Raw genomic sequence first — 5,399 nt, forward strand, 5'->3', positions numbered from 1 at the left:
GACTTTCGGGTCTGGAAACTTTAAATATTTAAACGCTCACAAAGAAATATAGGTAAGAAATTATCTGTCAGTATTTTGAGTGAGTGACCGATTCGCAAGAATCAGCCAGAAATGGCAAAACAGAGATTGAACTGAAGAGTTTGATCCTGGCTCAGATTGAACGCTGGCGGCATGCCTTACACATGCAAGTCGAACGGCAGCACGGGAGCTTGCTCCTGGTGGCGAGTGGCGAACGGGTGAGTAATATATCGGAACGTGCCCTAGAGTGGGGGATAACTAGTCGAAAGATTAGCTAATACCGCATACGATCTATGGATGAAAGTGGGGGATCGCAAGACCTCATGCTCCTGGAGCGGCCGATATCTGATTAGCTAGTTGGTGAGGTAAAGGCTCACCAAGGCTACGATCAGTAGCTGGTCTGAGAGGACGACCAGCCACACTGGAACTGAGACACGGTCCAGACTCCTACGGGAGGCAGCAGTGGGGAATTTTGGACAATGGGCGCAAGCCTGATCCAGCAATGCCGCGTGAGTGAAGAAGGCCTTCGGGTTGTAAAGCTCTTTTGTCAGGGAAGAAACGGGTGAGGCTAATATCCTTGCCTAATGACGGTACCTGAAGAATAAGCACCGGCTAACTACGTGCCAGCAGCCGCGGTAATACGTAGGGTGCAAGCGTTAATCGGAATTACTGGGCGTAAAGCGTGCGCAGGCGGTTGTGCAAGACAGATGTGAAATCCCCGGGCTCAACCTGGGAATTGCATTTGTGACTGCACGGCTAGAGTGTGTCAGAGGGGGGTAGAATTCCACGTGTAGCAGTGAAATGCGTAGATATGTGGAGGAATACCGATGGCGAAGGCAGCCCCCTGGGATAACACTGACGCTCATGCACGAAAGCGTGGGGAGCAAACAGGATTAGATACCCTGGTAGTCCACGCCCTAAACGATGTCTACTAGTTGTCGGGTCTTAATTGACTTGGTAACGCAGCTAACGCGTGAAGTAGACCGCCTGGGGAGTACGGTCGCAAGATTAAAACTCAAAGGAATTGACGGGGACCCGCACAAGCGGTGGATGATGTGGATTAATTCGATGCAACGCGAAAAACCTTACCTACCCTTGACATGTACGGAAGTCCGAAGAGATTTGGATGTGCTCGAAAGAGAACCGTAACACAGGTGCTGCATGGCTGTCGTCAGCTCGTGTCGTGAGATGTTGGGTTAAGTCCCGCAACGAGCGCAACCCTTGTCATTAGTTGCTACGAAAGGGCACTCTAATGAGACTGCCGGTGACAAACCGGAGGAAGGTGGGGATGACGTCAAGTCCTCATGGCCCTTATGGGTAGGGCTTCACACGTCATACAATGGTACATACAGAGGGCCGCCAACCCGCGAGGGGGAGCTAATCCCAGAAAGTGTATCGTAGTCCGGATTGTAGTCTGCAACTCGACTACATGAAGTTGGAATCGCTAGTAATCGCGGATCAGCATGTCGCGGTGAATACGTTCCCGGGTCTTGTACACACCGCCCGTCACACCATGGGAGCGGGTTCTGCCAGAAGTAGTTAGCCTAACCGCAAGGAGGGCGATTACCACGGCAGGGTTCGTGACTGGGGTGAAGTCGTAACAAGGTAGCCGTATCGGAAGGTGCGGCTGGATCACCTCCTTTCTAGAGTGCGCATGAAGTTAAGCGTCCACACTTATCGTCTGTTAGTAAAGAAGAACAGTTATTCGGTTGCGGCGCAGGCAATGCCTGCATGCTGGCTCTGATTACTGATCCAAGCGGGTCTGTAGCTCAGCTGGTTAGAGCACCGTGTTGATAACGCGGGGGTCGTTGGTTCGAGCCCAACCAGACCCACCAAAAGTTTCGGGGGTTTAGCTCAGCTGGGAGAGCACCTGCTTTGCAAGCAGGGGGTCGTCGGTTCGATCCCGTCAACCTCCACCAAGAAACGTCAAACCTAAGTCGCATGCAAAACGCGTGTGGATTTAGGTTTGGTCTTTTAGTGATCAATAGCTGTTTTTGTTCTTTAACAATCTGGAAGAAGTAAAGTATTCGTCAACGACGCGCGCCAGGATTTCGGTCCTTGTGTGAGAAGTTGATGGGTGTGATTGTATCAATCAAAGTATTACGAAGTGATCTTAGCAATTAGAAGACTTACTTTGGCAATACGGCAAACGCTAAACTCAAAAAGCTCTATAACGATCTCTCGGAAGAGAGGCTAACGTTATAGGGACAAGTGAATAAGTGCACATGGTGGATGCCTTGGCGATTACAGGCGATGAAGGACGTAGTAGCTTGCGATAAGCTGCGGGGAGCTAGCAAACAAGCTTTGATCCGCAGATTTCCGAATGGGGAAACCCACCCGCAAGGGTATCACTGACTGAATACATAGGTCTGTGAAGCGAACGCGGCGAACTGAAACATCTAAGTAGCTGCAGGAAAAGAAATCAACCGAGATTCCCAAAGTAGTGGCGAGCGAAATGGGACCAGCCTGCAAGATTTAGCATTTTTGATAGTGGAACGGAATGGAAAGTCCGGCCATAGAGGGTGATAGCCCCTTACACGAAATCATTAGTGTGGAACTAAGCTTGCGACAAGTAGGGCGGGACACGTGAAATCCTGTCTGAACATGGGGGGACCATCCTCCAAGGCTAAATACTCGTAATCGACCGATAGTGAACCAGTACCGTGAGGGAAAGGCGAAAAGAACCCCGGAAGGGGAGTGAAATAGATCCTGAAACCGTGTGCATACAAACAGTAGGAGCCTCGTAAGGGGTGACTGCGTACCTTTTGTATAATGGGTCAGCGACTTACATTCAGTGGCAAGGTTAACCGAATAGGGAAGCCGTAGAGAAATCGAGTCCGAATAGGGCGTTCAGTCGCTGGGTGTAGACCCGAAACCAAGTGATCTACTCATGGCCAGGTTGAAGGTGCGGTAACACGCACTGGAGGACCGAACCCACTAATGTTGAAAAATTAGGGGATGAGCTGTGGGTAGGGGTGAAAGGCTAAACAAACTTGGAAATAGCTGGTTCTCTCCGAAAACTATTTAGGTAGTGCCTCAAGTATCACCATCGGGGGTAGAGCACTGTTATGGCTAGGGGGTCATCGCGACTTACCAACCCATTGCAAACTCCGAATACCGATGAGTGCGAGCTTGGGAGACAGACGTCGGGTGCTAACGTCCGGCGTCAAGAGGGAAACAACCCAGACCGCCAGCTAAGGTCCCAAAGATTGGCTAAGTGGAAAACGAAGTGGGAAGGCTAAAACAGTCAGGAGGTTGGCTTAGAAGCAGCCATCCTTTAAAGAAAGCGTAATAGCTCACTGATCGAGTCGTCCTGCGCGGAAGATGTAACGGGGCTAAGCCAGTCACCGAAGCTGCGGATATGCGTAAGCATATGGTAGGAGAGCGTTCTGTAAGCCTGCGAAGGTGTCTTGTAAAGGATGCTGGAGGTATCAGAAGTGCGAATGCTGACATGAGTAGCGATAATGGGGGTGAAAAGCCTCCACGCCGTAAGCCCAAGGTTTCCTGTTCAACGTTCATCGGAGCAGGGTGAGTCGGCCCCTAAGGCGAGGCAGAGATGCGTAGCTGATGGGAAGCAGGTTAATATTCCTGCACCGTCGTTAGATGCGATGGGGGGACGGATCGCGGAAGGTTGTCCGGGTGTTGGATGTCCCGGTTTCTGTATCAGAGAAGGCTGTTAGGCAAATCCGGCAGCGTAATTCAAGGGTATGGGACGAGCGAACTTGTTCGCGAAGCAATCGGAAGTGGTTCCAAGAAAAGCCTCTAAGCTTCAGTCTAACGAGACCGTACCGCAAACCGACACAGGTGGGCGAGATGAGTATTCTAAGGCGCTTGAGAGAACTCGGGAGAAGGAACTCGGCAAATTTGTACCGTAACTTCGGGATAAGGTACGCCCTAGTAGTTTGACTGGCCTGCGCCAGAAGGACAAACGGGTTGCAATAAAAAGGTGGCTGCGACTGTTTAATAAAAACACAGCACTCTGCAAACACGAAAGTGGACGTATAGGGTGTGACGCCTGCCCGGTGCTGGAAGATTAAATGATGGGGTGCAAGCTCTTGATTGAAGTCCCAGTAAACGGCGGCCGTAACTATAACGGTCCTAAGGTAGCGAAATTCCTTGTCGGGTAAGTTCCGACCTGCACGAATGGCGTAACGATGGCCACACTGTCTCCTCCCGAGACTCAGCGAAGTTGAAATGTTTGTGATGATGCAATCTACCCGCGGCTAGACGGAAAGACCCCATGAACCTTTACTGTAGCTTTGCATTGGACTTTGAACCAATCTGTGTAGGATAGGTGGGAGGCTTTGAAGCGTGGACGCCAGTCTGCGTGGAGCCATCCTTGAAATACCACCCTGGTTTGTTTGAGGTTCTAACCTTGGTCCGTTATCCGGATCGGGGACAGTGCATGGTAGGCAGTTTGACTGGGGCGGTCTCCTCCCAAAGTGTAACGGAGGAGTTCGAAGGTACGCTAGGTACGGTCGGACATCGTGCTAATAGTGCAATGGCATAAGCGTGCTTAACTGCGAGACTGACAAGTCGAGCAGGTACGAAAGTAGGACATAGTGATCCGGTGGTTCTGTATGGAAGGGCCATCGCTCAACGGATAAAAGGTACTCTGGGGATAACAGGCTGATTCCTCCCAAGAGTTCATATCGACGGGGGAGTTTGGCACCTCGATGTCGGCTCATCACATCCTGGGGCTGTAGCCGGTCCCAAGGGTATGGCTGTTCGCCATTTAAAGTGGTACGTGAGCTGGGTTTAAAACGTCGTGAGACAGTTTGGTCCCTATCTGCCGTGGGCGTTGGAAGTTTGAAGGGGGCTGCTCCTAGTACGAGAGGACCGGAGTGGACGAACCTCTGGTGTATCGGTTGTCACGCCAGTGGCATTGCCGAGTAGCTAAGTTCGGAAGAGATAACCGCTGAAAGCATCTAAGCGGGAAACTCGCCTTGAGATGAGACTTCCCGGGAGTTTAACTCCCCTAAAGGGTCGTTCGAGACCAGGACGTTGATAGGTCAGGTGTGGAAGCGCAGTAATGCGTTAAGCTAACTGATACTAATTGCCCGTGTGGCTTGTCCCTATAACATTAGCTGTTATAGCTTTAGAGTTATAAAGTGTTTGCCTATGTGCATCACACCCAAAGATAAAATTTACTTCTTCCCAGATTGCGTTGTTTGGCCATCCTAGCTACAACTGGACCCACACAACAATACAAGTTATGCCTGATGACTATAGCAAGTTGGTACCACCCCTTCCCATCCCGAACAGGACCGTGAAACGACTTCGCGCCGATGATAGTGCTGCAACCAGTGTGAAAGTAGGTCATCGTCAGGCTATTAATTAAGCTTAAGCCCCAGATCTCAAGGTCTGGGGCTTTTTGCTGT

Annotated in this window: 2 tRNA genes and 3 rRNA genes; all 5 read left to right on the plus strand. The window is 50.8% G+C overall.

Features of this window, described 5'->3' with window-relative positions:
- Positions 1 to 128: 128 nt before the first annotated feature.
- The 5 genes from AC1RN6_RS24020 to rrf all read left to right on the plus strand — a co-directional run bounded on the left by AC1RN6_RS24020 (position 129) and on the right by rrf (position 5,349).
- Positions 129 to 1,661, plus strand: a 16S ribosomal RNA gene (locus tag AC1RN6_RS24020).
- A 115-nt stretch (positions 1,662 to 1,776) separates the two neighbouring features.
- Positions 1,777 to 1,853: transfer RNA gene (locus AC1RN6_RS24025), tRNA-Ile, on the plus strand.
- An 8-nt stretch (positions 1,854 to 1,861) separates the two neighbouring features.
- Positions 1,862 to 1,937 (plus strand) — tRNA-Ala (locus tag AC1RN6_RS24030).
- Between the two features lie 286 nt (positions 1,938 to 2,223).
- Positions 2,224 to 5,095: ribosomal RNA gene (locus AC1RN6_RS24035) — 23S ribosomal RNA — on the plus strand.
- A 141-nt stretch (positions 5,096 to 5,236) separates the two neighbouring features.
- Positions 5,237 to 5,349 (plus strand): 5S ribosomal RNA (rrf, locus tag AC1RN6_RS24040).
- Together the 16S, 23S and 5S rRNA genes with 2 tRNA genes alongside form the textbook arrangement of a ribosomal RNA operon.
- Positions 5,350 to 5,399: the final 50 nt, after the last annotated feature.

The organism is Herbaspirillum sp. GW822-FHT03A08 (genome assembly GCF_058801885.1).